Below are 26,701 nucleotides of genomic sequence, written 5' to 3'. Positions count from 1 at the left end.
AGCGGCTTTTTTCACTCTCAACGCCTTACGGCGCCGGATTTACCACCATCTGCCCAACCGAACCGCGATCGGCCATCTCCAGCGTCTGGCTGGAATAGAGGAACGGGAAATGCTCCCAGGACGGCTGGCTAAAGTACACCAGCAATTCCACCTGACCATCCACCCAGACCGTATCTTTCCAGCCACGATCTTCCGGGAACGGCGCGGCGCCATTGACGCTGCGGATAAGAAAACTCACGCCTTCCATATGGAACGACTGCGGCATATCCGAGCGCACCGTCCAGCGCTCCCACGCGCCCTGCTGGGTCTGCACGTCGGTTCGTTTCATATCCCACAGTTGCCCGTTAATGCCAGGATCGTCGCTGAGCGTAATATCACGGCTGCGCACCGGCGCGCCGTTGATAATCTCATCCGGCAGCAGGCGCATCGGCAGGGTATCCGTCACCAGCGGCAGCAGGCCGGTGGGCCGCAGCGTTAGCACCAGCGTAGAGATAAGAATGCTGGAAGGCTCAAAGATGCCGCGAATGCGGTCCATAATGGACGCCGCTTCACCACAGGTGATGGAGACTTCATCGCCGTTGGTCATGTCGATAAGCACCTCGCGGCGCTCGCCCGGTGCCAGCGCGAGCTGTTTGACCGCGACCGGCGCAGGCAGAAAGCCCTGATCGCCTGCAATCACATGCAGCGGACGCCCGTCGCTCACCTGAAGCTGATAACGGCGCGCGTTAGAGGCGTTCAGCAAGCGCAGGCGCACCCAGCCGCGCGAGACTTCCACATAGGGGCTCTGCGCGCCGTTAACCAGCAGCGTATCGCCGACAAAACCGCCGCTGCCCGGCTCGCTGTATTCCGGCGTGCCGAAATTGTCGAGGCGCTTGTCCTGAATAATGATCGGGAAATCGTCCACACCGTAGTGATTCGGCACCGGCAGCGCTTTGCTGATGGCATCTTCCACCAGCCACATGCCTGCCAGACCGTTATAGACCTGCTGGCCGGTACGGTTGGGGGTATTGGCGTGATACCAGAGCGTGGCGGCGGCCTGGCGTACCGGCAATACCGGCGCCCAGTCGGCACCGGGCGACATCATGCGCGCCGCGCCGCCCATCAGCGGCCCCGGCACCTGCAACCCGCTCACCGTCATGGCGACGTTTTCCTGCAGACGGTTGCTGTAAATCAGCTTCACGTCGTCGCCGCTCCAGACGCGGATGGTCGGCCCCATATAGCGGCCGTTGAATCCCCAGACCTGCGCGCGCGTACCCGGCGCGAAAGACCAGTGGGCGCGGGAGAGCGTCAGAAACAGCGGCTGGCCGCGGCGCGACTCCAGAAGCGGCGGCACCGGCAGCGCCGGCTGCTGGCCTGCGGCGTGTGCCCTCAGCGGCACCGCGCCCGCGCAGAGCGCAACGCCCGATGCCTGAATAAACTGACGCCGACTGAGTGACATAATGGCTCCATGAAAACGGGTAATGAATGACGGTCGAAGGCCGTCAGTCTCAGACCTTGCCGGCGGCTTCGCGCTCGGCCACTTCTTTATCCAGCTCGGCGATCTTCGCTTCCATCAACTGGCGGCAGTGGGCGGCAAGCTCCCGCACCTGTTCTTTCCCCCACCCTTGGGTGTCGACAGGCGGTAACATTTCTACGATGGCCAGACCGTTGTTCCAACGGTTCAGCTTAATTTTACCATGCGTGTTGGAGACGCAGACCGGAATAATCGGCACGCCAGCGGCGATAGCGGCGTGAAACGCGCCGGTTTTAAACGGCATCAGGCCGCGACCACGGCTACGGGTGCCTTCCGGGAACATCCAGATGGAGATATCGCGCTTGCGAAACTGATTAACGACTTCGGCTATCGTGCCATGCGCTTTACTGCGGTTGTTGCGGTCGATAAGCAGGTTGCCGGTCAGCCAGTAGAGCTGGCCGAAGAACGGGATCCAGACCAGGCTTTTTTTGCCGACGGTCACGGTAGGCGGCTGAACGATATTCGATGCCGTCACCATGTCGAAGTTGTTCTGGTGATTGGCGATGTAAATCGCGTTGCCGTAGTTTTCCGCGCCCTGCGGTTTACGCAGCTCAACCTTCAGGCCGAAGACGGTGGAAAGACGCCCAAACATATGGCCAAACGTTGCGACGTGGCGAGGGTTACGCGGGCTGAACAGACACCAGATGCATCCCAGGATACAAACCACAATGCTGTAGAGAACAACAATAATCATTCGAACGATCGATAACATAAACTACCTCTGAAGCCGCGGCCGCGGACCAGTATAACGGCTTTAACGGAAAACACACCGCTCACGGTCAGGCATCCCTGGCGGCTCATCATGTTGAGCAGACTCAAACACTTATTTTTATGCGTCACGCGCAAACAAACAATGGCGTGGGCGGGAAAATTACGCAAGCGAGGCCGCCGCGCTTCCTGTTAAGGGTCACAGAAAGCGCGGCGGCGGTCAGGCGTTGCGATGTTGCGTTAGTCGGGAGATTACGCCTCGCCGTCGTCGGCTTTCGGGCGCGACGGCGCGTCCACTTCAACCCTGTCGATGCGTTGCAGACCGCGCATCAGCGTACCGCGACGACCGCGCTCGCCATGCACTTTTTGCAGCTCTTCCGGGCGCAGTTTGATTTTGCGTTTGCCGACATGTAGCGTCACCGTGCTCTGCGGCGGCAGGATGGTGAGATAAGCGAGCTTATCGTCGCCTTTCGCCGCGTCAGCGGAAGGAATGGAGATGATTTTGTTGCCTTTGCCTTTAGAGAGCTGCGGCAGATCCGCCACCGGGAACATCAGCATACGCCCTGCCGCCGTAATGGCGAGCAGCATGTCGTCGTCATGCTCAATTTCCAGCGGCGGCAGTACATGCGCATTTTCCGGCAGCGTAATCAGCGCCTTACCAGCACGGTTGCGCGCCACCAGATCGTTAAAGGTGCAGACGAAGCCGTAGCCCGCGTCGGACGCCATCAGCAGCTTTTGCTCCTCGCCGGTCATCAGCATATGTTCCACCACCGCGCCAGGCGGCAGCGTCAGCTTGCCGGTAAGCGGTTCGCCCTGGCCGCGCGCTGATGGCAGCGAAACCGGGTCAAGCGCGTAGCTGCGCCCGGTGGAGTCGATAAACACCACCGGTTGATTGCTCTTGCCCTTCGCAGAAGAGAGCCAGCTGTCGCCCGCTTTGTAGCTTAGCGCTTTAGCGTCGATATCATGGCCTTTGGCGCTGCGCACCCAGCCCATCTGGGAGAGCACGATAGTGACCGGCTCGGACGGCAGCATGTCATGCTCGCTCATCGCCTTCGCCTCTTCACGCTCATGCAGCGGCGAACGGCGATCGTCGCCGTAGGCGTCGGCATCCGCCTGGATCTCTTTTTTCAGCAGGGTATTCATTTTGCGCTCGGAGGCGAGAATGCCCTGGATTTGATCGCGCTCTTTTTCCAGATCGCTCTGCTCGCCGCGGATTTTCATCTCCTCAAGCTTCGCCAGGTGGCGCAGTTTGAGTTCGAGGATCGCTTCCGCCTGCGTTTCGCTGATGCCAAAACGGCTCATCAGTACTGGCTTCGGCTCATCTTCGCTGCGGATGATATCGATCACTTCATCGATATTGAGAAACGCCACCAGCAAACCTTCAAGGATATGCAGGCGCTTGAGCACTTTCTCCAGACGATAGTTAAGACGACGGCGCACCGTATCGCGGCGGAACGCCAGCCATTCGGTGAGGATCTCCAGCAGGTTTTTCACCGCCGGGCGGCCATCAAGCCCGATCATGTTGAGGTTGATACGGTAGCTTTTTTCCAGATCGGTGGTGGCGAACAGGTGGTTCATCACCTGATCCATATCCACGCGGTTGGAGCGCGGCACGATAACCAGACGCGTCGGGTTTTCATGATCCGATTCATCGCGCAGGTCATCGACCATCGGCAGCTTTTTGGCGCGCATCTGGCTTGCAATCTGCTCCAGCACGCGGGCGCCGGAGACCTGATGCGGTAGCGCCGAGATGACCACGGCGCCATCTTCTTTTTTCCAGACGGCGCGCATACGCACCGAGCCGCGGCCGCTCTGGTAGATTTTGCGAATTTCAGCGCGCGAGGTGATGATTTCCGCTTCAGTCGGGTAATCCGGGCCCTGCACGATATCCAGCAACTCGTCGAGGCTGGTTTTCGGGCTGTCGATCAGACTGACGGCCGCTTTGGCGACTTCGCGCAAGTTATGTGGCGGAATGTCGGTCGCCATGCCCACCGCGATGCCCGTGGTGCCGTTCAACAGAATATTCGGCAGACGCGCCGGCAGCATTTTCGGCTCATTCAGCGTGCCGTCGAAGTTCGGGACATAATCGACGGTGCCCTGGCCGAGTTCGCCCAGCAACACTTCGGCGTATTTCGACAGACGCGATTCGGTATAACGCATCGCCGCGAAGGATTTCGGATCGTCCGGCGCCCCCCAGTTCCCCTGACCATCTACCAGCGGGTAGCGGTAAGAGAATGGCTGCGCCATCAGCACCATCGCTTCATAGCAGGCGCTGTCGCCGTGCGGGTGATATTTACCCAGCACGTCGCCCACGGTACGGGCGGATTTTTTGAATTTGGCGCTGGCGTTCAGTCCCAGTTCCGACATGGCATAGACGATGCGGCGCTGAACAGGCTTAAGCCCGTCGCCGATAAACGGCAGCGCGCGGTCCATGATGACGTACATGGAATAGTTCAGATAGGCGTTTTCAGTGAATTCATGCAGCGCAAGACGCTCTGCACCATCATGAGTTATATCACTCATTAATACATTTCCTCAGACCGTGGCGTTGTCTTTACACGCATCAATCCCTGCCGGACGCGGCAGATGTTTGCCGCGATAGTACCTTATCCGGCCCCTTTCTGTCACAGCGTTGTATAAACGATCAGGCTTTTTTCGCGCGCGTTACAATGCCTGTAAACCTGGCGCCGCAAGCATGGCGTGTTTAACCCATCATTAAACGGATAAACGGGTCACCCACACCTCAATCCGGTGACATCTCTGTGCGATGAATGATAGTCGCGATGAATGTCATGCACGCCCGATTATTGCTCATATTGCAAAAGTCTTTGCGCGTTTTGCCAATATTACCGTGTCGCCAGATGCGGTAATATTAATGACAAACGCGATAATTAGAGGACAAATAATGAGCAACGTACTTATCATTAACGGTGCGAAACAGTTCGCCCACTCCAATGGCCAGCTCAACGACACCCTGACTGAGGTCGCGGAAAGCTTCCTGCGCGACGTCGGGCATGATGTTAAAGTCACCCGCGCCGACAGCGACTATGACGCTAAAGAAGAAGTGCAGAAATATCTCTGGGCCGACGTGATTATTTATCAGATGCCGGGCTGGTGGATGGGCGCGCCCTGGACTGTGAAAAAGTATATCGACGACGTTTTCACCGAGGGGCACGGCTCACTGTATGCCAGCGATGGCCGCACCCGCTCCGACGCGTCCAAAAAATATGGCTCCGGCGGCCTGATTCAGGGCAAAAAATATATGCTGTCGCTCACCTGGAACGCGCCGATGGAAGCGTTCACTGAGAAAGATCAGTTCTTCCACGGCGTGGGCGTGGATGGCGTTTACCTGCCGTTCCACAAAGCCAATGAGTTTCTGGGCCTGACGGCGCTGCCGACTTATATCGCCAACGACGTCATTAAAATGCCGGACGTGCCGCGCTACGTTGCAGAATATCGCGAGCATCTGGCGAAAATTTTTGCTTAACTGTCAGACGGTTTTACAAAAGGAGTTAACCATGCTGACAGTAATAGCAGAAATTCGTACCCGTCCTGGCGCGCATCATCGCCAGGCGGTGCTGGAAGAGTTCAAGAAGATCATTCCAGCGGTGCTGGCGGAAGCCGGCTGCCACGGGTACGCGCCGATGGTCGACAGCGCCACGGGCCTCGGTTTCCAGACCAGCGCGCCGGATTCCATCGTGATGGTAGAACAGTGGGCCAGCGCAGAGCACCTGAAAGCGCACCTGGAAACGCCGCATATGCTGGGTTTTCGTGACGCGGTAAAAGGCGACGTGCTGGATACGACCATCCGCATTCTGGAAAGCGGCGTCTGACGCGCTGCCGGAAAGCATAAAAAAGGCGATGATAACTCATCGCCTTTTTTGTTATGCCTGCCTGGTTCACTCGCCGCGCGATAACGCGGGCCTTGTGATTAACGCAGATCGAAACGGTCGAGGTTCATCACTTTGGTCCACGCCGCCACGAAATCCTTCACGAATTTCTCACGGGCGTCATGGCTTGCATAGACTTCCGCCACTGAACGCAGAATCGCATTGGAGCCAAACACCAGATCCGCGCGGGTCGCTGTGAACTTCACCTCGCCGCTCACGCGGTCGCGGCCTTCAAACCGCTCAGACGTCGCGTCGCTCGCTTTCCACTCGTTACGCATATCCAGCAGATTCACGAAGAAATCGGTGCTGAGCACGCCCACGCGGTCCGTGAAGACGCCATGCGCGCTGGCATCAAAGTTCGCGCCCAGTACGCGCAGCCCGCCCACCAGCACGGTAAGTTCCGGCGCGGTCAGCGTTAACTGCTGCGCTTTGTCGATCAGCAGCGCTTCCGTGGAGGTGCTGTTACGCGCGCCGCGGTAGTTACGGAAACCATCCGCCGCCGGTTTCAGCAGCTCAAACAGCGCAACGTCGGTCTGATCCTGACGCGCATCGACGCGGCCCGGCGCAAACGGCACGGTGATATCCACGCCCGCGGCTTTCGCCGCCTGTTCGATACCGACAACGCCCGCCAGCACGATAAGGTCAGCCAGCGAGGCTTTATTGGCCGCGCGCTGTATAGCTTCAAGCTTCGCCAGCGCACGAGCGGCGGAGGCGTTGACCTCCCAGTCGCGCTGCGGCGCAAGCGCCAGACGCGCGCCGTTAGCGCCGCCGCGTTTGTCGCCGCCGCGGAAGGTGGAGGCCGAGGCCCAGGCAACGGAAACCAGCTCGCTGACAGACAGCCCGGCGCTGGCGATCTCCGCTTTCAGCGCGTCGATATCCGCCTGCGTCGGCTGATAAATCGCTGCTGGCAGCGGATCCTGCCAGATCAGATCTTCTTTCGGTACTTCCGGCCCGATGTAGCGCGCTTTCGGCCCCATATCGCGGTGCGTCAGCTTATACCAGGCGCGGGCGAACGCTTCGTTGAACGCCTGCGGATCGTTAAGAAAACGACGCGAAATTTTCTCGAATTCCGGATCGAAACGCAGCGTCAAATCGGTCACCAGCATGGTCGGCTTACGTTTTTTCGACGGGTCGAACGGGTCCGGAATGATCTCAGGCGCGTCTACCGCTTCAAACTGAATAGCGCCAGCCGGGCTGCGCGTCTGCACCCATTCATATTTGAACAGGTTCTCAAAGAAGTAGTTGCTCCACTGGGTCGGCGTCTGGGTCCAGGTGACTTCCAGACCGGACGTAATCGCATCCGCGCCCGCGCCGCTACCGAAGCTGCTGGTCCAGCCGAGGCCCTGCGCTTCGATGGGCGCCGCTTCCGGGTCAACGCCGACATGGCTCGCCGCGCCTGCGCCGTGCGTTTTGCCGAGCGTATGGCCGCCTGCGATCAGCGCCACGGTCTCTTCATCATTCATCCCCATATTGCCAAAGGTAGCGCGAATAGCGGGCGCGGCAGAGGCCGGGTCGCCGCTATGGTTCGGCCCTTCCGGGTTAACATAGATAAGGCCCATTTCGGTCGCGCCGAGCGGCGCCTGCGCCAGGGATTCCGGGTGACGATGCTCAAGCCAGTTTTTCTCATCGCCCCAGTTTACGTCCATATCCGGCTCCCAGACGTCTTCACGCCCGGCGCCGAAACCAAAGGTGCGGAAGCCGGAATTTTCCAGCGCCACGTTGCCCGCAAGAATAAACAGGTCGGCCCAGGAGATTTTCTGGCCATACTTTTGTTTGACAGGCCACAGCAGACGGCGCGCTTTATCGAGGCTGACGTTATCCGGCCAGGCGTTGAGCGGCGCGAAGCGCTGCTGCCCACGACCCGCGCCGCCGCGTCCGTCGGCGGAGCGGTAGGTGCCGGCGCTGTGCCACGCCATACGAATGAAAAGCCCGGTGTAGCTGCCCCAGTCGGCAGGCCACCACGGCTGCGAATCGGTTAACAGCGCTTTCAGATCGCCTTTCAGGGCGGCGTAATCGAGCTCGCTGAAGGCTTTGCGGTAGTTAAAATCTTCACCCAGCGGGTTGGTGCGATTTGAGTGCTGGCTCAACAGCTCCACGCGTAGCTGATTCGGCCACCAGTCGCGGCTGGCGGTACCGCCGCCGGCGCTTTGATTGTTGTTGCCCTGATGGAAGGGGCATTTCCCCGCAGATAACGTATTGTGTTGTTCAGATGGCGTGCTCATGTTTCGCTCCGTGTTCCGTTTTCCCGCTACGATAGCCCCGTCGTTTGATAAGTCATACCTGTAATAGTCTACGGATTCGATAGCCTGAGCCTTGCTTAAAAATAGCCTGCGTCCAGTGAGGGTTTACCCCGCCGTCCCCAGCCGTTAAGCTCCCTGCTCCCGTTCTTTAAGACCAGGCCCGCATGAAATTAGCCATTGACGACGACATCACGTTTCGCAAGCTTTCCATCTTCATGGCGTTTATGGAGAAGGGAAATATCGCCCGCACGGCTGAAGCGCTGGGCTTAAGTACCGTCAGCGTGCACCGCGCGTTGCACAGCCTCGAAGAAGGCGTGCGCTGCCCGCTGTTCGTGCATAAAGGACGCAGCCTGGTGGCGCTGCCCGCCGCCGAAACGCTGCTGGAATATTGTCAGGAAGCCATCGGTCTGATGGTGCGCGGCATTGAAGAGACGCGACGCACCGCGGGCGTCGGCCAGGGGCGGTTGCGCGTCGGCACGCTCTATTCGCTCACGCTCGAAACCGTGCCGCGCCTGTTGATGGGGATGAAGCTGCGCCGCCCGGATCTGGAGCTCGATCTGACGATGGGCTCCAACCAGGTGCTGCTGAATATGCTGGAGGACAACGGGCTGGATGCGATCCTGATTTCCGTTTCGGAAGCGCAGATCGATCGCAAAATGCTGGAAGTGACGCCGCTCTTTAACGATGACATTTATCTCGCCGCCCCGGCGTCAGAGGCGCTTGATACCCGCCGCGAAGCGGATCTGCGCGATTATAAAAACCGTAAATTCGTCTCGCTGGCGGAAGGGTTTGCCACCTACGCCGGATTTCAGGAGGCGTTTCATGTGGCTGGCTTCGAGCCGGATATCGTCACCCGCGTCAATGATATTTTCTCAATGCTAAGTCTGGTGCAGGCAGGCGTCGGCTTCTCGCTGGTGCCGGGGCGGATGAAAAAGCTGTATGAAAACGATCTGCAACTGCTGAAGCTTGCAGAGCCCTACCAGATGCGCCAGCAGATAGCGCTGGTGTTTGCCCGCAGCCGCGAGCGCGACCCGACTCTGCTGGCGCTGGCGGCGGAGTGCCGCATGTACGCGCTGAGCCTCAGTAAAAGTTAATCGCGGGGCAGCCGCGCGGCCAGGTGCGTCGCCACGGCCATGCCGCTGCGCTCCAGCGAAATACTCTCGCCTTCCCACCCGGCCTGTCGGGTCAGACAGGTCAGCACGCCGCCGGGCGGCATCTCTATGGCGAGCCTGGCGTCGCGCTCGCGGGCGGCAATCATCGCCTCCTGCCAGCGCACGGTGCGCGCCATGTTGAACGCCAGATCGTCAGCGATACGCGCTGGCTGCCACAGCACGCGGGCGCTGCTGCCGCTGAGATAAGCGCGCTGCGGTCGGCGTAGCGTCACGTTTGAAAACGCCTGCGCCAGCTTGCGCGCCGGTTCATCCAGCAACGCGCAGTGCGACGGCACGCTCACCGCCAGCCGGTTCACTTTAGTGGCCCCCAGCGCCAGCGCCGCTTCCCCCACCGCCGCCATCTGGTCATCGCGCCCGGCAATCACAATCTGCGTTTCGGCGTTAAGGTTAGCGATAAACGCGCCGTGCGCCGCGGTCAGTTTTTCTACCTGATCGAGGCGCAGACCGATAATTGCCGTCAGACCGTAGCCTTCCGGGTACGCCTGCTCCATCAGGTCGCCGCGCAGCGCCACCAGCGTTAAAGCGTCGCGAAAATCAAGCGCCCCCGCCATCACCGCTGCCGGATACGCGCCAATGGAAAGTCCGCTGACCATATCCGGCATGACGCCCTGCGCCATCAGCGCGCGGGCGCTGGCGACCCCCGCAATCAGCAGCGCCAGCTGCACCGCACGGGTGTGGCGCAGCGCCTGCGGCGTGTCGAGCGTCGCGAGCTCATCGCCTAAAACGTCACGCGCCTCGCGCAGCGTCTCCTCATCCGGCAGCTGTTGCAGCATGCCGGGGCGCTGGGCGCCCTGTCCGGGAAAGGTGAAAATAATCTTCATGCGTCCTCCCTGCGCCAGGGGTCGCTCACAAGCTGCGGCCCCCGGTTGGTTTTTAACAGTGCGCGCCCGTCGCGCAGCCACTCGGTGAGCGAAAACGCACCGAGCGGCGTCTCGACCTGCGTATCGGCGCGACACGGCAGTTGGGTAACCATGCGCTGCCAGCCGGCGAATGCGGCAGGCGCAATGGGCGCAGGCGCGCGGACGGTCAGGTCGAGATCGCTTGCCGCATGCAACACTGGCACTTCGGTCGCCAGCGCGTAACCGGTGGAGCCGGTAATGCCCCATGCCCACGGCCACTGCCGCTGGGCCAGCTGGATTGCCGCCTGCACCGGCTGCTGGGAGACAAACGGCGATCGCAGCAGGCGGTGGAGGTCAGCGAGCGATTCCGGCGTCGCCACGCGGACGATATCCCGCGCGTCCACCCAACCGGCGGCGCGCTGCTCGCGCTTCATGCCGCGCACGCCGACCGGGATCCGCCCGCAGTCGCTGACGTCACGCCGCACCACCACAGGAAGCTCGCTGCGCCACTGGTCGCTGACCCACGGAGCGTCAACGCCCTGGAGCGCATCGCGACGAGAAAGCCAGAGTAAATCGTGGGGGCGTGGCGTGGTCATGGTTCAGAGTCCCTGGGTTAAGGTGATGAAAAGCGGCAGTGAAAGAATGCTCAGTACCGAGCTTAACAGCAGCACGGCTTCTGCGTCCGGCGACTGTACGCCGAAACGGTTACCGAACACCACGCCGAAGAAGCCCGCCGCCAGCGCAATCATCAGAATAGCGGTGATAGCGACCGGGCCGCTCAGGCCGAGCGCGAGCACGATACCCCAGGCGATAAACGGCTGGATCAGCAGTTTGGTGAGGGTCGCCACGCTCACCATCGCGTTGATGTTGAGCTTACGGGCGGAGAGGATCACGCCGGTCAGGAACAGGGCGGCAGCGGTAGCGGCAAGACCGAGCGGTTTAATGGCGGCCAGCACCAGTTCCGGCATTTTAATACCGATGGCGGAGAGCACCACACCCAGCAGCGGCCCCCAGACGATCGGTTTTTTTACCGAGCGCCACATCAGCACCGGCAGCATCGCGAGCGTCGAACCGCTGTTTTCGCCGCTGGCGCGCGCTTTTTCACGCTCCAGGATAAGCAGACAGAACGGGGTCATCAGCACGGAGCCACAGGCGATAGAAACGGCGACAGAGAGCGACGTGGACGGCCCTTCGCCCAGCACGCTGCCGAGAATAGGCAGGCCGAGCGCGGCGTAGTTCGGCAGCGCCACGGTCAGCGTCAGCACGGCGGCGTCCTGTGGCGACTTTTTAAACGGCCCGACGGCCAGAAAATAGATAGCGGCATAGGTCACCCACATCGCCAGCACCAGCACCGCAATCAGCGGCATTTGCGCGACGATACCCGCCCACGGCGTCTGAACGGTCGCGCTGAAGAGCGCGGCCGGGAGCGCGAAATCCATCACAAAGATATTGAGTAAAGCAACGTTTTGGTTATCGACCATTTTTGTTTTGCCCGCCATAAAGCCGAGCAGCATGATCACAAAAATCGGTGCAAGAGCATGAATAATCACGTAAGTCATAAGTCACCTGTAATGAAAGTAAAATCAACACTGGTGCGATGGTGGCCCTTACACCCTCAGGCGCGCATCGCGGCCTGAAGCGTGGTGAGCTTTATTTTTTACGGATGCGTTGGGCCAGAGGGCGTATCGCTACGCCCTTGTAAATCGCTATCCGGCAGGTTTTTTTGGGGTTTTGTTACCAGCTGGCGCGCAGGCGTTCGCGAACCAGCTGTGAGCTACGGCGATTGTCGGCGCCGAGGCGGGTTTTCAGGCTCGGATCGCGACGCGCGTCATCGATAGCGCGTTGCAGCGTGGCGTTGACCTGGGCGAGATCCTGCGCCGTCGGCGCATCCGGGTTACTGATATCCAGCAGATCGGAGAGCAGCCCCAGCGTCGCGTAGTTCGCCACGTCATAAGCCATCGGCGGGATGGTCGCCGCCAGTTTCTCCAGCGCGTCAACGGTACGCAGCGTAATGCGCGCGGCGGATTCTTTGCCCATCGCATGCACCAGCACGCCTTTGTCGTTAAAGGCGATTAACCGGTTGGCCTGGTAGCCGTGGGCGAGAAATGCCCCGGACATCGCCTTGCCGACGATAAGCCCAATTACCGGATGCCCGGCGAGGCGTGCGTTGGCGTAAGCCCCTGCCGCTCCCGCCAGCGCCTGATGAATGCCAAACGCCTCTTCGCGGCGGCCATAGGCCTGGCTTGGGACGTCAATCACCGCGATAATCGGGCGCTTCACGCGCTTATCAGCGTCTTCTTTGATGGTTTCGCTGACCACTTTCGCCAGCGTCCAGCCCTCCAGCAGCCCTACTTCGCCTTTCGCAGCGCGCGGATAGTGGTTACTGGCGTCCGGCACCACGGCGATAAATCGCGCGGGTTCGCCGTTAAAGTCGGCATCGGCTACCTGTACGGACGGGCAGAGCCCCTCCTGACGTTTCGCGTTGGGCGCGAGTTTTTCCAGCCATAAGGCGCCCCGGCTTACTGCGTTAGTCATCATTTATCCTCCCGGGCAAAAACCTGTTTGATCTGCTCTGCATCCGCCTGTTTCGTGGTGTCGAAGCGGCTGAGGCGGTCGAGATACCAGGCGTAGTTGTCGCTGCGGTGCTGTGCCGGTACGCCTTTCGCGATAGCCTCGTTCATGGCGGTTTTCACGGCGTTGACGCCATCTCCCACCAGCGCGTCGACAAAGCCGCTTTCATAGCGCACCTGGCCGCCGGTCATGCTCCAGATAAACGGACGGTCGCGGGAGTCGTACTCTTCGACGCCTGCTTCCTGTTCTATAACCTGCGGGCCATTGAGGCCAAGGCGCGCCTCGCGGGTGACGATGAGATAGCTGCACAGCGCGGCGGCAATAGACATCCCGCCGAAGCAGCCGACGGTGCCGGCAATGATCCCAACGACAGGCGTGTAGCGGCGCAGATCGACAATCGCTGCATGGATATCGGCAATCGCCGCGAGGCCGAGATTAGCTTCCTGTAAACGCACGCCGCCGGTCTCTAAGCAAAGCACCGCCTGGGTTGGAATGCCGTTGCGGTTATCTTCCGCCGCCAGCTCCAGCGCGGCGGCCATTTTCGCGCCGGAAACTTCGCCCATGCTGCCGCCCTGGAAAGTGCCTTCGATGGCGATAACCACGGCGGGCTGACCGTTAATGGTGCCTTTCGCCACCACCATGCCGTCATCAGCCTGCGGCACGATGCCCTGCTTGCCGAGCCACGGTGACATCACCTGTTCAAACGGATCGAGCAGTTCGCGGTAACTGCCCTCATCCAGCAGCGCTTTTGCACGGTCACGCGCACGGAGTTCGATAAAGCTGCGGTCGTTACGCATGGTTCGCCTCCTCAAAAACCTGTTCGATGCGAATGCGCGCCACGCCGGGCGTCGCGCCGAAATCATGGATAATCAGCGTGCCGGACGGCAGGCCGTTTTGCATGTTGAGGCGGTCGAACAACGCGTTCCAGCGCGCGGTGCTGTTGTCCACAGATGTGGTGATGGTGACGTTGAGCGCCTGTTGCTGATCGGCGGTGAACAGGACTTCCATATCACCGGACCCGACCACCCCCGCCAGCGCTCTGCCGCTCAGCGTGCGGCTCGCGGGGAATGACAATGTAATCTGTTCCATAACACCCTCTTAATCAGTTATTCGGGATGACGCGCCCACGCGGTCGAGATAGAGCGTGGCGGCCAGCAGATCGGCAGCCCCGCCCGGCGAGGCGTTGAGCGCCAGCATCTCGCTGTCAAGCTTTGCCAGTTCGCGACGCCCCTCGACGGTCGCTGTGCCGCCCGCTGCCAGTACGGCGCGCGCGCCGCGCTGCATGGTGTATTGACCGGTCAGACCCGCGCGGTTGAGCACGCAGGTATCGCTGAGCGAGGTCATGATCGCCATCAGCGCGTCCAGACGGGCTTCAGTCTCCTTCGCGCCGCGGCGGCGGCTCCCGTGCAGTTGCGGAAGCGCGAGTTTCATTACGTGCGGAAACCCCTGTTGCGCCTCTTCGCGCGCGCCTGGCACCCGATAGCGGCGGGTAGCGCGCAGACCTTTGCTGAAGCCCTTCGGCGCGGCGGCGTCAGGCAGACTGGCGAGCCGCGCCGCGGTCGCGGCGATGGCGTCGCGGTCAGCCTCAGCGCCGCACATGGCGGTGGCGCTCACCAGCAGCCCCAGCGCCCAGATAGCGCCGCGGTGGGTATTTACCCCGCCGGTGGCCGCCATCATCTGCGCCTCGCCCTCACGGCCCAGACGCCCGATGGTTTCACGCAGCGCAATCTCTGCGGGGCGCCGCCAGCTCTGCTGCGCCAGCGCGTGAAACGTCGGCGTCAGGCTGCGAGCCGAGCGCTCCATCAGCGCGAGCGTTAAATCGTGGTGCGCGCCGCTCCCCCGACAGTCCACCAGACCCGGCTTCGGGGTGAGTCTCGCTTCATCTATCAGGCAGGCGGTGGCGATGCGCGCCAGCGCGGCTGCGGTACCGTCGGCGTGAGTCTGTGGCTGTCGGTTCATTACCAGCTCCGGAATTTGGCAGGTGGGTTGTAGAGACCGCCGGACCATTCCACCAGATCCGCGACGCTGCTTGCGGCAAGCAGTGAGCGGGTGGCGTCGGCGCGACGAATGCCGATATCTTCCGGGTAAACCACTTTGCCGCTCTTACGCAATTCGGCCACGCGTGCGGCATCGACGCCAAGACCGATGTCGGTGATGCCCGCGACAGCGGCAACCATCGCCCGGCGCTCTTCAAGACTTGAAGCGCGGTAGAGGTACGCGATGCCCTCTTCGGTAAGCACGTGAGTGACGTCATCGCCGTAAATCATGACCGGCGCCAGCGGCATCCCGGAGGCTTTCGCAACGTCAACGGCATCGAGTTTTTCCACAAAGGTCGGTTTCACGCCCGCCTGGAAGGTTTCGACCATCTGCACCACCAGCTTTTTACCGCGCTGCATCGGGTCAGGCTCGGTGATCATGTTGAGCCAGGCCGGGGTGGCGTGACGACGACCATGTGGGTCATGCCCCATATTCGGCGCGCCGCCGAAGCCGGAGAGACGGCCGCGGGTGACGGTTGAGGAGTTGGCGTAGCCGTCCACCTGTAAGGTGGAGCCGATGAACATATCGACCGCGTACTGCCCTGCCAGTTGGCAGAAAGCGCGGTTGGAGCGCATCGAGCCGTCCGCCCCGGTGAAGAAGATGTCAGGACGCGCGCGGATGTACTCTTCCATCCCCAGTTCGCCACCGAAGCAGTGCACGCTTTCGACCCAGCCGCTTTCAATCGCCGGGATCAGCGTCGGATGCGGGTTGAGCGTCCAGTGTTTACAGATTTTGCCCTTCAGGCCGAGCTGTTCGCCGTATGTGGGCAGCAGCAGTTCGATGGCGGCAGTGTTAAAGCCGATACCGTGGTTGAGCGACTGCACCTGGTGTTCAGCGTAGATGCCTTTGATCGCCATCATCGCCATCAGGATATGCTCCTGTTTGATAAGGCGCGGGTCGCGGGTAAAGAGGGGTTCGATAAAGAACGGTTTATCCGCCACCACGACGTAGTCAATCCAGGAGCCAGGGATATCGACGCGCGGCAGATCGCACTCGTCATCCACCAGTTCGTTGACCTGAGCGATAACGATGCCGTCATGGAACGCGGCGGCTTCCACCAGCGCCGGGGTATCTTCCGTACTCGGGCCAGTGTAAAGGTTGCCCTTGCGGTCGGCTTTATAACCGGCGATCAGCGCCACGTTCGGGGCCAGATCGACATAGAGACGGGAGTAGAGTTCGATGTAAGTATGGATAGCGCCGATTTCCAGCTGACCATCTTCCAGCAGCTGCGAAATACGCAGGCTCTGGGGGCCGGAGAACGAGAAGTCGAGCTTGCGGGCGATGCCTTTTTCAAAAATATCGAGATGCTCGCTGCGCCCGACGCTCGGCATGATCATATGCAGATCGTGGACTTTTTCGGGGTTCACTTCAGCCAGCATGCGGGAGAGAAAATCCGCCTGTTTCTGGTTATTACCTTCCAGCACCACCCGGTCGCCCGGGGCTATCAGTTTTTCGAGCATGGCCGTGAGATCGGCGGTGGGGAGCACTTTGCCCTGCACGGGAACTGAGGCGAGACGCCGCTGTTTCTCCGTGCGGCGCGTGTTCCAGACACGCCCCGGCGTTTGATTAGCCGTCATTATTAACCTCCTGATTCAGCGAATCTTTTGATTTGCTTAACGCTAAAACAAGTCTGCGCCCAGGAGAAAAAAGCATCAATTAAGTTAACGGATGAATCATTACTCCCAGAGTAATGATTAAAGCGGCAGAATTTGATCTCAGTCGCAAAGAAAACCAGACATTGTGCTACGTGGTAGAAAACTGCAGGAAGAGGTGGCGAAAAAAGCAGCGGCGCCAGAGAGGCGCCGCTGAAAGGAAGGGTTGCATGTAAGCCGCGATCAGACTTCGATATCCGCCATGTCGCCTTTCTCCTGGAGCCAGTTACGGCGGTCTTCGGAGCGTTTTTTGGCGAGCAGCATATCCATGACCGCCAGCGTGCGCGCGTCGTCGTCATCGCTGATGGTGAGCTGCACCAGACGGCGAGTATTCGGATCGAGCGTCGTTTCACGCAGCTGCATCGGGTTCATCTCGCCGAGGCCTTTAAAGCGTTGCACGTTCGGCTTGCCCTTTTTACGCTTGAGCTGCTCCAGCACGCCCGCTTTTTCTTCTTCATCCAGCGCGTAGTAGACCTCTTTGCCGAGGTCGATACGGTAGAGCGGCGGCATGGCGACATAGACGTGGCCGCCTTTAACCAGCGAGCGGAAGTGCTTCACAAACAGCGCGCACAACAGCGTGGCGATATGCAGGCCGTCGGAGTCCGCATCCGCGAGGATACAGATCTTGCCGTAGCGCAACTGGCTGAGATCTTCACTGTCCGGATCGATGCCGATCGCAACCGAAATGTCGTGCACCTCCTGCGAGGCCAGCACTTCATCGGATGAGACCTCCCAGGTGTTCAGGATCTTGCCTTTAAGCGGCATGATCGCCTGATATTCGCGATCGCGCGCCTGTTTAGCGGAGCCGCCTGCCGAATCCCCTTCCACCAGGAAGAGCTCTGTGCGGTTAAGATCCTGCGCGGTGCAGTCCGCCAGCTTGCCGGGCAGCGCCGGGCCGCTGGTGAGCTTTTTACGCACCACTTTTTTGGCGGCGCGCAGACGACGCTGGGCGCTGGCGATCGCCAGTTCCGCGAGCTGCTCCGCCGCCTGGACGTTCTGGTTCAGCCACAGGCTGAAGGCGTCTTTCACCACGGCCGAGACAAACGCCGCGCACTGGCGCGACGACAGGCGCTCTTTGGTCTGCCCTGCGAACTGCGGATCCTGCATTTTCACCGACAGCACGTAGGCGCAGCGCTCCCAGATATCTTCCGCCGAGAGCTTCACGCCGCGCGGCAGGATATTGCGGTATTCGCAGAATTCGCGCATGGCGTCCAGCAGCCCCTGGCGCAGGCCGTTGACATGGGTGCCGCCCTGCATCGTCGGGATCAGGTTGACGTAGCTTTCGGTCAGCAGCTCGCCGCCTTCCGGCAGCCACAGCAGCGCCCAGTCCACGGCTTCCGTCTCGCCGGAGAAATTACCGATAAACGGTTTTTCCGGTAGCGTAATCAGCCCGTTCACCGCTTCAGACAGGTAGTCGTTGAGACCATCCTGATAGCACCAGCGCTGCTCGGTGTTGTTAACCTGGTCTTTAAAGTTGATTTCCACGCCCGGGCACAGCACCGCTTTCGCTTTTAACAGGTGCGTCAGGCGGGAGACCGAAAAGCGCGGGCTGTCGAAGAATTTTTCATCCGGCCAGAAATGTACGCTGGTGCCGGTCTGGCGTTTCGGACAGGTGCCGACCACGCTCAGCTCTTTGACTTTTTCGCCATTTTCGAAGGCGATGTTGTACACCTGCCCGTCGCGCTTCACGTTCACTTCGACGCGTTTTGACAGGGCGTTGACCACCGAGATCCCCACACCGTGCAGGCCGCCGGAGAACTGGTAGTTTTTATTCGAGAATTTACCGCCCGCGTGCAGACGGCAGAGGATCAGTTCCACGGCGGGAACGCCCTCTTCCGGGTGGATATCCACCGGCATGCCGCGCCCGTCGTCGATGACTTCCAGCGACTGGTCGGCGTGCAGGATCACGTCGACGCGTCTGGCATGGCCCGCCAGCGCTTCATCGACGCTGTTATCAATAACTTCCTGGCCCAGATGGTTGGGACGGGACGTATCGGTGTACATCCCCGGACGGCGGCGCACCGGCTCAAGCCCGGTGAGCACCTCAATGGCATCGGCATTATAGGATTGGGTCATGATTTTATCGTCAGGTCACAAAACGGGATCGTTGCCTTAGCATTAATGCAGGCTAAGGAAATCGACAATCTGCGTGAAATAATCTTCAAAGCCTGCAAAAGCGTGGTTGCCGCCGGTTTCCACCGTCTGACGGCACGGCGCGTAGTACGCCACTGCCTGGCGGTAATCCAGCACCTCGTCGCCGGTCTGCTGCAACAGCCAGAGGAGATCGGGGGCTTCGAGCGGCTCGATTTGCATCACTTTCAGATCGTAAATATGGCGTGACTCTAGCACATATTGCTGCCCGGTGTAGGGGTTCTCGTTAGCGCCGAGGAAATCGGTCAGCAGCTCAAAGGGACGCACCGCCGGGTTAACCACCACCGCAGGCAGCATAAAACATTGCGAAAGCCAGGTGGCGTAATAGCCGCCGAGCGATGAGCCCACGATGCCGAGCGGCTCGCCGCCGTGCTCAAGCACCAGCGATTCCAGCAGCTCCGCGGCATCGGACGGATACGGCGGCAGTTGAGGAACGACCATGTTGATGTCAGGGTGCTGTTGCGCCAGCCAGCGCTGCAGGCTGGTGGCCTTCGCGGAGCGAGGTGAACTGTTAAAACCGTGGAGATAAAGAAGCGTAGACATCAGTATCCTTCTGATGCGGTGTCGGGGCGGAACTGCGCGCCTTCCAGGCGGCACACTTCCGTGGTGAGTGAGCCGTCAGGGTGCAGATTCAGCCAGCGCCAGCCGGGGGCGACCGTGTCGAGCGTAAAGCCGGCGCAGTGGGGTTTGAACTGAACGCAGGTGGACGGCGTGGCCAGCAGGCGGCGCCCGTTCCAGTCGAGATCCAGCTCCTGATGAATATGACCGCAGAGAAGATGCTTCACTTGCGGATAGCGGCTCAGCACGTCATCCAGCGACTGCGCGTTGCGCAGGCTGTGTTGGTCGAGCCAGCCGCAGCCGGACGGCAGCGGGTGATGGTGCAGCAGCAGCAAAGTATGGCGCTCCGGCGCCTGCTGAAGCATGCGCTCCAGCCACTCCAGCTGGTAGTCGCTCAGCTCGCCGTGCGGCACGCCGAAGACCTGGCTGTCGAGCAGCAGCACCTGCCAGTGGTCGCCCGCGAACACGCGCTTGGCGGGCGAAATGCCGGCGTCCTGCAGCGTGCTGTACATGGCGGGCTGGAAATCGTGGTTTCCCGGCAGCCAGACGCAGGGCGCAGGTAACGTTGCGACGCCCGCTGCGAAATGCGCATAGGCCTCAGGCGTATGATCCTGCGCGAGATCGCCTGTCGCGACAATCAGATCGCACTCACGCTGCCCGGCGTGGAGGGCCGCCAGCACAGCCTGGTAGCTCTCCCAGGTGTTAACCCCGAGCAGCGTATCGTTCTTTCCGGCAAACAGGTGAGTATCGGTAATTTGTAAGATCCTGACGCTGGCCCCACCAGCAACAGGAAGGTTTAACAGGCTTTCCAAATGGTGTCCTTAGGTTTCACGACGCTAACAAACCGGAACCGCCATTGCTCCATGCGCTAAACAGTAGCGTAGCCAGTCAGCAAGAAACTGGTTAATTTGATGTTTTTCGTCGCGCTGATGCAACTTTTTATTTGGGTAATCATAACGCGCTTTGAAGCGAAAGATCTGCTGGCTTGAACACACTTCCGCGACCATAGCGTCATGGTAAAGCCTTACGCTCATCGACGGCAAACTCCAGTAGCTCACTTTCGGCGCGGTTTGCTCTATCTGCACAAGCGTAGTGTACCGGGTTGATTCCAGGATAGTTAAACGGTATTGCGCGCCCGCCACCTGATAACTTACGGCTTCGCCTGGCGCGTCGTTGCGCGGCAACAGGCGGCGCAACTGCGCGAAGTTGGTTTCGCACAGGCGCATCATTTCTGGAAAATCAGGTGTATAACGCTTCATATTCAGGTGTTCCACTCGTTTCTCAATGCTTGATAATGTAACTGCAGCCATTGCAGTGCGATGACCGAGGCCGCGTTGTCGATTCTCCCCTCTTCTACCCAAAGGTATGCCTGTTCCCGGCTTACCACATGAACACGAATATCTTCGTTTTCATCAGCCAGACCGTGTATGCCTTGCGCGGTCGTGGCGTCCACTTCGCCAACCATTAATGAAAGGCGCTCGCTGGTGCCTCCGGGGCTTGCCAGATAGCTCATGAATTTTTTTATGCGCCCGACGGCGAGCCCGGCTTCTTCCATCGCCTCGCGGCGGGCGACCTCTTCCACCGTTTCGCCAGGCTCAATCATACCGGCGACCAGTTCCAGCAACCACGGGGTGTCGCTGGTGTCGAAAGCGGCGATGCGGATCTGCTCAATGAGCACCACCTCATCGCGCACAGGGTCAAAGGGTAGCAGGACTGCGGCATGACCGCGCTCAAAAATTTCGCGCCGCACTTCACCGCTCATTTCGCCATTAAAAAGGCGGTGGCGGAAGCGGTAGAGATCGAGTGAAAAAAAGCCGCGATATAGCTTTTTCCGTGCAATAATTTCTACATCGTTTTTGGTGAAAGTAACGGGGCTTTTGGTTGATTTGCTCATGAGAGTTTCCGGTTCAAGATGGTGCCGAATCTGGGCATTTCAAGCCAGTTTACCTGCCGTTTCATTGCCCATGTGATAGATTGTGGAAATTTAGCGGCAGAAGGCACGTTACGCCAAGCCTGACGGCGGGTTGACTCTGGTAGAATCGGCGATCAATTTTTCGGCTTCTGACAGCGCTAATAAATTCTTTATGCTTCACAACAAGGAATGCAAATGAAGAAACTGCTCCCCATCCTTATCGGCCTGAGCCTGACGGGCTTCAGCGCCATGAGCCAGGCAGAAAACCTGTTGCAGGTTTACCAGCAGGCACGTTTAAGCAACCCGGACCTGCGCAGCTCCGCTGCTGACCGCGACGCCGCATTCGAAAAAATTAACGAAGCCCGCAGTCCTTTACTTCCGCAGCTCGGCCTGGGTGCAGATTACACCTATAACAGCGGTTTTCGCGATAACGACGGCGTCGACACCACGTCCAAGAGCGCCTCGTTACAGTTAACCCAGACCATTTTTGATATGTCTAAATGGCGCGCCCTGACGCTGCAGGAAAAAACCGCAGGCATCCAGGACGTGACTTATCAGACCGATCAGCAGACGCTGATGCTCAATACCGCGACGGCCTATTTCCAGGTGCTGAGCGCGATTGACGCGCTTTCCTATACCGAAGCGCAAAAACAGGCGATTTACCGCCAGCTCGATCAAACCACCCAGCGCTTTAACGTGGGCCTGGTCGCTATTACCGACGTGCAGAACGCCCGCGCTCAGTATGACAATGTGCTGGCGAACGAAGTCACCGCGCGCAACAACCTCGACAACGCGCTGGAGCAGCTGCGTCAGGTGACGGGCAACTACTACCCGCAACTCGCCTCGCTGAACGTCGACAGCTTTAAAACCAACAAGCCGGCCGCCGTTAACGCGCTGCTGAAAGAAGCAGAACAGCGCAACCTGACGCTGCTGCAGGCGCGTCTGAGCCAGGACCTGGCGCGCGAACAGATTCGCTATGCGGAAACCGGCCATATGCCGACGCTCGGCTTAACGGCCTCCAGCAGCGTTTCTGACACCGACTACAGCGGCAGCAAAACCAGCAGCGCGGCGGCAGCCAGCCGTTACGCCGACAGCAAAGTGGGTCAGAACTCCGTCGGCCTGAGCTTCAGCATGCCGCTCTATAGTGGCGGCTCGGTTACCTCGCAGGTGAAGCAGGCGCAGTACAGCTTCGTTGGCGCCAGCGAGAAACTGGAAAGCGCGCATCGTAACGTGGTGCAGACCGTGCGTTCTTCGTACAACAACGTGAACGCGTCCATCAGCAGCATCAAAGCGTATGAGCAGGCCGTGGTCTCCGCGCAGAGTTCGCTGGACGCGATGGAAGCCGGCTATTCTGTCGGCACCCGTACTATCGTTGACGTGCTGGATGCGACCACCACGCTGTACAACGCCAAGCAGCAGCTCTCAAGCGCCCGTTATAACTACCTGATCAACCAGCTCAATATTAAATCTGCGCTGGGTACGCTCAACGAGCAGGATCTGGTCGCGTTGAACAACTCGCTGGGCAAACCGGTCTCTACCGCCCCGGAAAGCGTCGCCCCGGAAAACCCGGAGCAGGACGCCGCCGTGAATAACATGGCGAATGGCGGCGGCGCAGCCCCGGCCGTTCAGCCCGCCGCGGCGACCCGCAGCAGCAACGGCAACAGCAGCAATCCGTTCCGTCAGTAACTCCTCCGGCGGGAGGCGCCAGCGCGCTTCCCGCCTGAACGTAAGTCAACGTAAAGATCCCCGCGCCATCCGGCTCTCCGCTTTAATTTCGACCACTCATCCACTATCCTGAGCACCATAACTGTGCAATACCACTGGGTCAGGATGCAGGCATGAAACGGACAAAACACATTAACCGCGCGATGTTTCGCAAAAGCTGGAACGCGCGTCATTTAACGCCGGTCGCGTTCGCGGTCACGGCAGCTTTTATGCTGGCGGGCTGTGAGAAGAGCGACGAAACCGTCCAGCTCTATCAGAACGCCGACGACTGTGCGGCCGCTAACCCCGGCAAAAGCGCTGAATGCACCACCTCCTACAATAACGCCCTGAAAGAGGCGGAGCGCACCGCGCCAAAATATGCGACGCGCGAAGACTGCGTGGCGGAATTCGGCGAAGATCAGTGTCAGCAGGTGAGCAATACGAACACCAGCCAGGCCACACAGCAGACCGGCAGCATGTGGATGCCGCTGATGGCCGGCTACATGATGGGCCGTCTGATGGGCGGCGGCATGGGATTCGCGCAGCAGCCGCTGTTCAGCTCGCGCAACCCGGCGAGCCCGGCCTACGGTAAATATACCGATGCCAGTGGCCGCAACTACGGTGCCGCGCAGCCGGGTCGCACCATGACCGTACCGAAATCCGCGATGGCGCCGAAACCGGCGACCACCTCGACCATCACCCGCGGCGGCTTCGGCGATTCGGTCGCGAAACAGGCCACCATGCAGCGCAGCGCTGCCGGCTCTTCTTCTCGTTCAATGGGCGGTTAACACATGGAAAGAATCGCGATTAGCGAGCGCCCGGACTGGCGCGAAAAAGCCGCCGAGTACGGCTTTAATTTTCACACCATGTATGGCGAGCCCTACTGGTGTGAAGACGCCTTTTACCGCCTGACGCTCGCGCAGGTGGAAAAGCTGGAAGAAGTCACCGCCGAGCTGCACCAGATGTGTCTGCAGGTGGTGGAGAAAGTGGTCGCCAGCGATGCGCTGATGGCCAAATTCCGCATTCCGAAGCATACATGGGAGTTTGTTCGCCAGTCGTGGCGCAGCGGTCAGCCGTCACTCTATTCGCGTCTCGATCTCGCCTGGGACGGACGCGGCGAGCCGAAACTGCTCGAAAACAACGCCGACACGCCAACCTCGCTGTATGAAGCGGCATTCTTTCAGTGGATCTGGCTGGAAGATCAGTTGCGCGCCGGCAATCTCCCGCAGGGCAGCGATCAGTTCAACAGCCTGCAGGAAAAGATCATTGAGCGCTTCGCCGAACTCAAAGCGCAGTATGGCTTTAACCGCCTGCATCTCGCCTGCTGTCGCGATACCGTGGAAGATCGCGGCACGGTGCAATATCTGCAGGATTGCGCCAGCGAAGCCGGGATCGAGAACGATTTTCTGTTTATCGAAGATATCGGGCTTGGCGAAAAGGGCCAGTTTACCGATCTGCAGGATCAGGTGATCAGCAATCTGTTTAAGCTCTATCCGTGGGAATACATGCTGCGCGAGACGTTTTCCACCAAGCTGGAAGACGCGGGCGTGCGCTGGCTGGAGCCCGCCTGGAAGAGCATTATCTCTAACAAAGCGCTACTGCCGATGCTCTGGGAGCTCTACCCGAATCACCCTAACCTGCTGCCGGCGTACTTTAGCGAAGACAATCCACCGCCGATGGAAAAATATGTGGTGAAACCCTTTTTCTCCCGCGAAGGCGCGAACGTTTCCATCATTGAAAACGGCCAGACCGTCGCGCAGGTGGACGGCCCTTACGGCGAGGAAGGCACCATCGTCCAGCAGTTCCACCCGTTGCCGAAATTCGGCGACAGCTATACGCTGATTGGCAGCTGGCTTATCAACGACCAGCCTGCCGGGATCGGCATTCGCGAAGACAAGGCACTGATAACTCAGGATCTGTCGCGCTTTTATCCGCATCTGTTTGTGGAATAACACCGATGGCGCGCTTGCGCGCCATGCTTACCCCACCTGCACCGACAGCATACTTAACGACGCCATTTCCAGGCCATCGACCGGTATCGTTACCGGCTCGTCGCCGTTCCATGCGCCGAGCGCGTACAGCAGCGGCAGGAAATGCTCCGGCGTGGGGTTTGCCAGGCTACCGCCGGGGTGAGCCAGATAGTTGACCAGCGGGTGTGCAGCATCATCGCCGCGCCACATCAGGTTATCTTTTACAAAGTTATTGAAAGATTCTGCCCACGGATACGGCTCGCCTTCGCCATGCCAGCGGGCAGTACGCAGGTTATGCACCACGTTGCCGCTCGCCACCAGCATGACGCCTTCATCGCGCAGCGACGCCAGACGACGCCCCATCTGGTAGTGCCAGAGCGGCGGTTTAGTGCTATCTATACTCAGTTGCACCAGTGGAATATCGGCCTGCGGATACATTTTTATCAGGACGCCCCAGGCGCCGTGGTCAAAACCCCAGGCTTCACTATCGAGCGTGACCGGCAGCGGCGCCAGAAGATCAACCACGCGCTGCGCCAGCGCCGGTGAGCCGGGCGCAGGATAGCGGGTATCATAGAGCGCCTGCGGGAAGCCGCCAAAATCGTGGATAGTTTGCGGCTTTTCCATCGCGGTGACGCCGGTGCCGCGCGTAAACCAGTGGGCCGAGACCATGACAATGGCGTTCGGGCGCGGCAGCGTTTCGCCAAGCGCGCGCCAGGCGCGGGTATAACGGTTATCTTCCAGCACGTTCATCGGGCTGCCGTGGCCCAGAAAAAGTGCAGGCATACGAGGGAGATGCATCATTATTTTTACCCTGAATCGGTATCATCAATGCCATTACCTTACGCCGATTGCCTGCTTAAAGAACGGAGATAAGGGTGATGAAGATCATCAGAAAAATTGAATGTAAGTGTTCTGTAAAAGCCACGGACGGGCCTCGACTTTTCCGTTCCGCTCGTTAACATTAATGATAATCATTATCAAAAGGAGTGTTCGATGTCTGTGCCTCTGATCCTGACCCTGCTGGCGGGCGGCGCCACGTTTATCGGTGCGGTACTGGGCGTGCTGGGGCAGAAGCCCTCTAATCGCCTGCTGGCCTTTTCGCTGGGGTTTGCCGCGGGCATTATGCTGTTGATTTCCCTGATGGAAATGCTGCCTGCCGCGCTTAATGAAGAAGGTATGTCGCCGGTGCTTGGCTACGGCATGTTTATTGTCGGCCTGCTGGGGTATTTTGCGCTTGATCGTCTGTTGCCGCATGCGCATCCACAGGATCTCGTCGATCCACGTGCCGCGCATCGCCACTCGCCGCGCAGCCTGCGACGCACCGCGCTGCTGCTGACGCTCGGCATCAGCCTGCATAACTTTCCGGAAGGCGTCGCGACGTACGTGACCGCCAGCAATAATCTGGAGCTGGGGTTCGGTATCGCGCTGGCGGTAGCGCTGCACAATATTCCTGAAGGGCTGGCGGTGGCGGGCCCGGTCTACGCTGCCACGGGATCGCGCCGTAAAGCGGTTATCTGGGCTGGCGTCTCCGGGATGGCGGAGATCCTTGGCGGCGTTCTGGCCTGGCTTATTCTGGGTACGATGGTCTCGCCGGTAGTGATGGCGGCAATTATGGCGGCGGTCGCCGGGATCATGGTGGCGTTGTCGGTAGATGAGCTGATGCCGCTCGCCAAAGAGATCGATCCGCATAACAACCCGAGCTACGGCGTGCTGTGCGGCATGTCTGTGATGGGGTTCAGCCTGACGCTGCTGCAAACCAGCGGGCTGAGCGGCTAATAAAAAAG

25 protein-coding genes are annotated in these 26,701 nt (G+C 59.9%); 7 read left to right on the top strand and 18 right to left on the bottom strand.

What is annotated here, in order from left to right:
• Positions 1-25: 25 nt before the first annotated feature.
• The 3 genes from ftsP to parC form a co-directional block, all read right to left on the bottom strand.
• Positions 26-1,438: a cell division protein FtsP gene (gene ftsP, locus AFK63_RS02105; RefSeq protein WP_038867900.1), complete on the bottom strand. Its 1,413-nt coding sequence runs from the start codon at positions 1,436-1,438 to the stop codon at positions 26-28.
• Positions 1,439-1,487: 49 nt separating this feature from the next.
• On the bottom strand, positions 1,488-2,225 hold the full coding sequence (locus AFK63_RS02100; RefSeq protein WP_038867897.1) for a 1-acylglycerol-3-phosphate O-acyltransferase: 738 nt from the start codon (positions 2,223-2,225) through the stop codon (positions 1,488-1,490).
• 248 nt (positions 2,226-2,473) lie between these two features.
• Entirely contained in the window at positions 2,474-4,744 is a 2,271-nt protein-coding gene (gene parC, locus AFK63_RS02095) for a DNA topoisomerase IV subunit A (RefSeq protein WP_038867895.1), read from the bottom strand.
• A gap of 382 nt (positions 4,745-5,126) precedes the next feature.
• On the opposite strand from parC, the gene AFK63_RS02090 reads away from it, so the two are divergent.
• Positions 5,127-5,708, top strand: coding sequence for an NAD(P)H-dependent oxidoreductase (locus AFK63_RS02090; protein ID WP_038867893.1), 582 nt, complete (start codon positions 5,127-5,129; stop codon positions 5,706-5,708).
• Between the two features lie 31 nt (positions 5,709-5,739).
• Entirely contained in the window at positions 5,740-6,054 is a 315-nt protein-coding gene (locus AFK63_RS02085; RefSeq protein ID WP_038867890.1) for a putative quinol monooxygenase, read from the top strand.
• A 98-nt stretch (positions 6,055-6,152) separates the two neighbouring features.
• On the opposite strand, the gene katG is transcribed toward AFK63_RS02085, so the two are convergent.
• On the bottom strand, positions 6,153-8,333 hold the full coding sequence (katG, locus tag AFK63_RS02080; RefSeq protein WP_038867888.1) for a catalase/peroxidase HPI: 2,181 nt from the start codon (positions 8,331-8,333) through the stop codon (positions 6,153-6,155).
• A gap of 182 nt (positions 8,334-8,515) precedes the next feature.
• Between katG and AFK63_RS02075 the strand changes: the two genes are divergently transcribed.
• A complete protein-coding gene (locus AFK63_RS02075) occupies positions 8,516-9,445 on the top strand; it encodes a LysR family transcriptional regulator (RefSeq protein WP_038867886.1) in 930 nt (309 codons plus the stop codon).
• On the opposite strand, the gene mdcH is transcribed toward AFK63_RS02075, so the two are convergent.
• From mdcH to nudF, 13 genes are all read right to left on the bottom strand, one after another.
• Positions 9,442-10,344 carry a malonate decarboxylase subunit epsilon gene (mdcH, locus tag AFK63_RS02070; RefSeq protein ID WP_038867884.1) on the bottom strand — a complete coding sequence of 301 codons (903 nt, stop codon included), beginning with the start codon at positions 10,342-10,344 and terminating at the stop codon, positions 9,442-9,444. The two genes, AFK63_RS02075 and mdcH, sit on opposite strands and share 4 nt — an antisense overlap.
• Positions 10,341-10,958, bottom strand: a complete 618-nt coding sequence (locus tag AFK63_RS02065; RefSeq protein WP_038867882.1) for a malonate decarboxylase holo-ACP synthase — start codon at positions 10,956-10,958, stop codon at positions 10,341-10,343. Before AFK63_RS02065 ends, mdcH begins: the two co-directional genes overlap by 4 nt.
• A 3-nt stretch (positions 10,959-10,961) precedes the next feature.
• Complete coding sequence (locus AFK63_RS02060; RefSeq protein ID WP_038867880.1) at positions 10,962-11,921, bottom strand: AEC family transporter; 960 nt, start codon at positions 11,919-11,921, stop codon at positions 10,962-10,964.
• 175 nt (positions 11,922-12,096) lie between these two features.
• Positions 12,097-12,897 (bottom strand): biotin-independent malonate decarboxylase subunit gamma, encoded by an 801-nt coding sequence (gene mdcE / locus AFK63_RS02055; RefSeq protein ID WP_038867877.1) that lies wholly within the window; start codon positions 12,895-12,897, stop codon positions 12,097-12,099.
• On the bottom strand, positions 12,897-13,730 hold the full coding sequence (locus AFK63_RS02050) for a biotin-independent malonate decarboxylase subunit beta (RefSeq protein ID WP_038867875.1): 834 nt from the start codon (positions 13,728-13,730) through the stop codon (positions 12,897-12,899). Before AFK63_RS02050 ends, mdcE begins: the two co-directional genes overlap by 1 nt.
• Complete coding sequence (gene mdcC / locus AFK63_RS02045; RefSeq protein WP_038867872.1) at positions 13,723-14,022, bottom strand: malonate decarboxylase acyl carrier protein; 300 nt, start codon at positions 14,020-14,022, stop codon at positions 13,723-13,725. Before mdcC ends, AFK63_RS02050 begins: the two co-directional genes overlap by 8 nt.
• 9 nt (positions 14,023-14,031) lie before the next feature.
• Entirely contained in the window at positions 14,032-14,892 is an 861-nt protein-coding gene (locus AFK63_RS02040; RefSeq protein ID WP_038867869.1) for a triphosphoribosyl-dephospho-CoA synthase, read from the bottom strand.
• Positions 14,892-16,547, bottom strand: coding sequence for a malonate decarboxylase subunit alpha (gene mdcA / locus AFK63_RS02035; protein ID WP_038867866.1), 1,656 nt, complete (start codon positions 16,545-16,547; stop codon positions 14,892-14,894). The genes AFK63_RS02040 and mdcA overlap by 1 nt, the downstream gene beginning before the upstream one ends.
• A 258-nt stretch (positions 16,548-16,805) precedes the next feature.
• Positions 16,806-18,698, bottom strand: a complete 1,893-nt coding sequence (parE, locus tag AFK63_RS02030) for a DNA topoisomerase IV subunit B (RefSeq protein ID WP_038867863.1) — start codon at positions 18,696-18,698, stop codon at positions 16,806-16,808.
• A 42-nt stretch (positions 18,699-18,740) separates the two neighbouring features.
• The gene (yqiA, locus tag AFK63_RS02025; protein ID WP_038867861.1) at positions 18,741-19,316 is read right to left on the bottom strand and encodes an esterase YqiA; all 576 of its coding nucleotides are present in this window, start codon (positions 19,314-19,316) and stop codon (positions 18,741-18,743) included.
• On the bottom strand, positions 19,316-20,143 hold the full coding sequence (gene cpdA, locus AFK63_RS02020) for a 3',5'-cyclic-AMP phosphodiesterase (RefSeq protein ID WP_038867859.1): 828 nt from the start codon (positions 20,141-20,143) through the stop codon (positions 19,316-19,318). Before cpdA ends, yqiA begins: the two co-directional genes overlap by 1 nt.
• Positions 20,144-20,167: 24 nt before the next feature.
• On the bottom strand, positions 20,168-20,590 hold the full coding sequence (locus AFK63_RS02015) for a DUF1249 family protein (RefSeq protein WP_004385612.1): 423 nt from the start codon (positions 20,588-20,590) through the stop codon (positions 20,168-20,170).
• Between the two features lie 2 nt (positions 20,591-20,592).
• Positions 20,593-21,225, bottom strand: coding sequence for an ADP-ribose diphosphatase (nudF, locus tag AFK63_RS02010; RefSeq protein WP_038867857.1), 633 nt, complete (start codon positions 21,223-21,225; stop codon positions 20,593-20,595).
• Between the two features lie 213 nt (positions 21,226-21,438).
• Here nudF and tolC point away from each other — a divergent pair, with 213 nt between their 5' ends.
• From tolC to AFK63_RS01995, 3 genes are all read left to right on the top strand, one after another.
• A complete protein-coding gene (gene tolC / locus AFK63_RS02005) occupies positions 21,439-22,929 on the top strand; it encodes an outer membrane channel protein TolC (RefSeq protein ID WP_038867854.1) in 1,491 nt (496 codons plus the stop codon).
• Between the two features lie 152 nt (positions 22,930-23,081).
• Positions 23,082-23,735, top strand: coding sequence for a DUF1190 family protein (locus AFK63_RS02000; RefSeq protein ID WP_038867852.1), 654 nt, complete (start codon positions 23,082-23,084; stop codon positions 23,733-23,735).
• 3 nt (positions 23,736-23,738) lie between these two features.
• A complete protein-coding gene (locus tag AFK63_RS01995) occupies positions 23,739-24,899 on the top strand; it encodes a glutathionylspermidine synthase family protein (protein WP_038867850.1) in 1,161 nt (386 codons plus the stop codon).
• A gap of 27 nt (positions 24,900-24,926) precedes the next feature.
• Here AFK63_RS01995 and ygiD read toward each other — a convergent pair whose 3' ends face one another.
• Complete coding sequence (ygiD, locus tag AFK63_RS01990) at positions 24,927-25,715, bottom strand: 4,5-DOPA-extradiol-dioxygenase (RefSeq protein ID WP_038868363.1); 789 nt, start codon at positions 25,713-25,715, stop codon at positions 24,927-24,929.
• A 195-nt stretch (positions 25,716-25,910) separates the two neighbouring features.
• Between ygiD and zupT the strand changes: the two genes are divergently transcribed.
• Positions 25,911-26,693, top strand: a complete 783-nt coding sequence (gene zupT / locus AFK63_RS01985) for a zinc transporter ZupT (protein ID WP_038867848.1) — start codon at positions 25,911-25,913, stop codon at positions 26,691-26,693.
• Positions 26,694-26,701: the final 8 nt, after the last annotated feature.

The sequence above is a fragment of the Cronobacter muytjensii ATCC 51329 genome, from assembly GCF_001277195.1.
Lineage (GTDB): Bacteria > Pseudomonadota > Gammaproteobacteria > Enterobacterales > Enterobacteriaceae > Cronobacter > Cronobacter muytjensii.
This window is presented reverse-complemented; position numbering and strand designations above follow the sequence as displayed.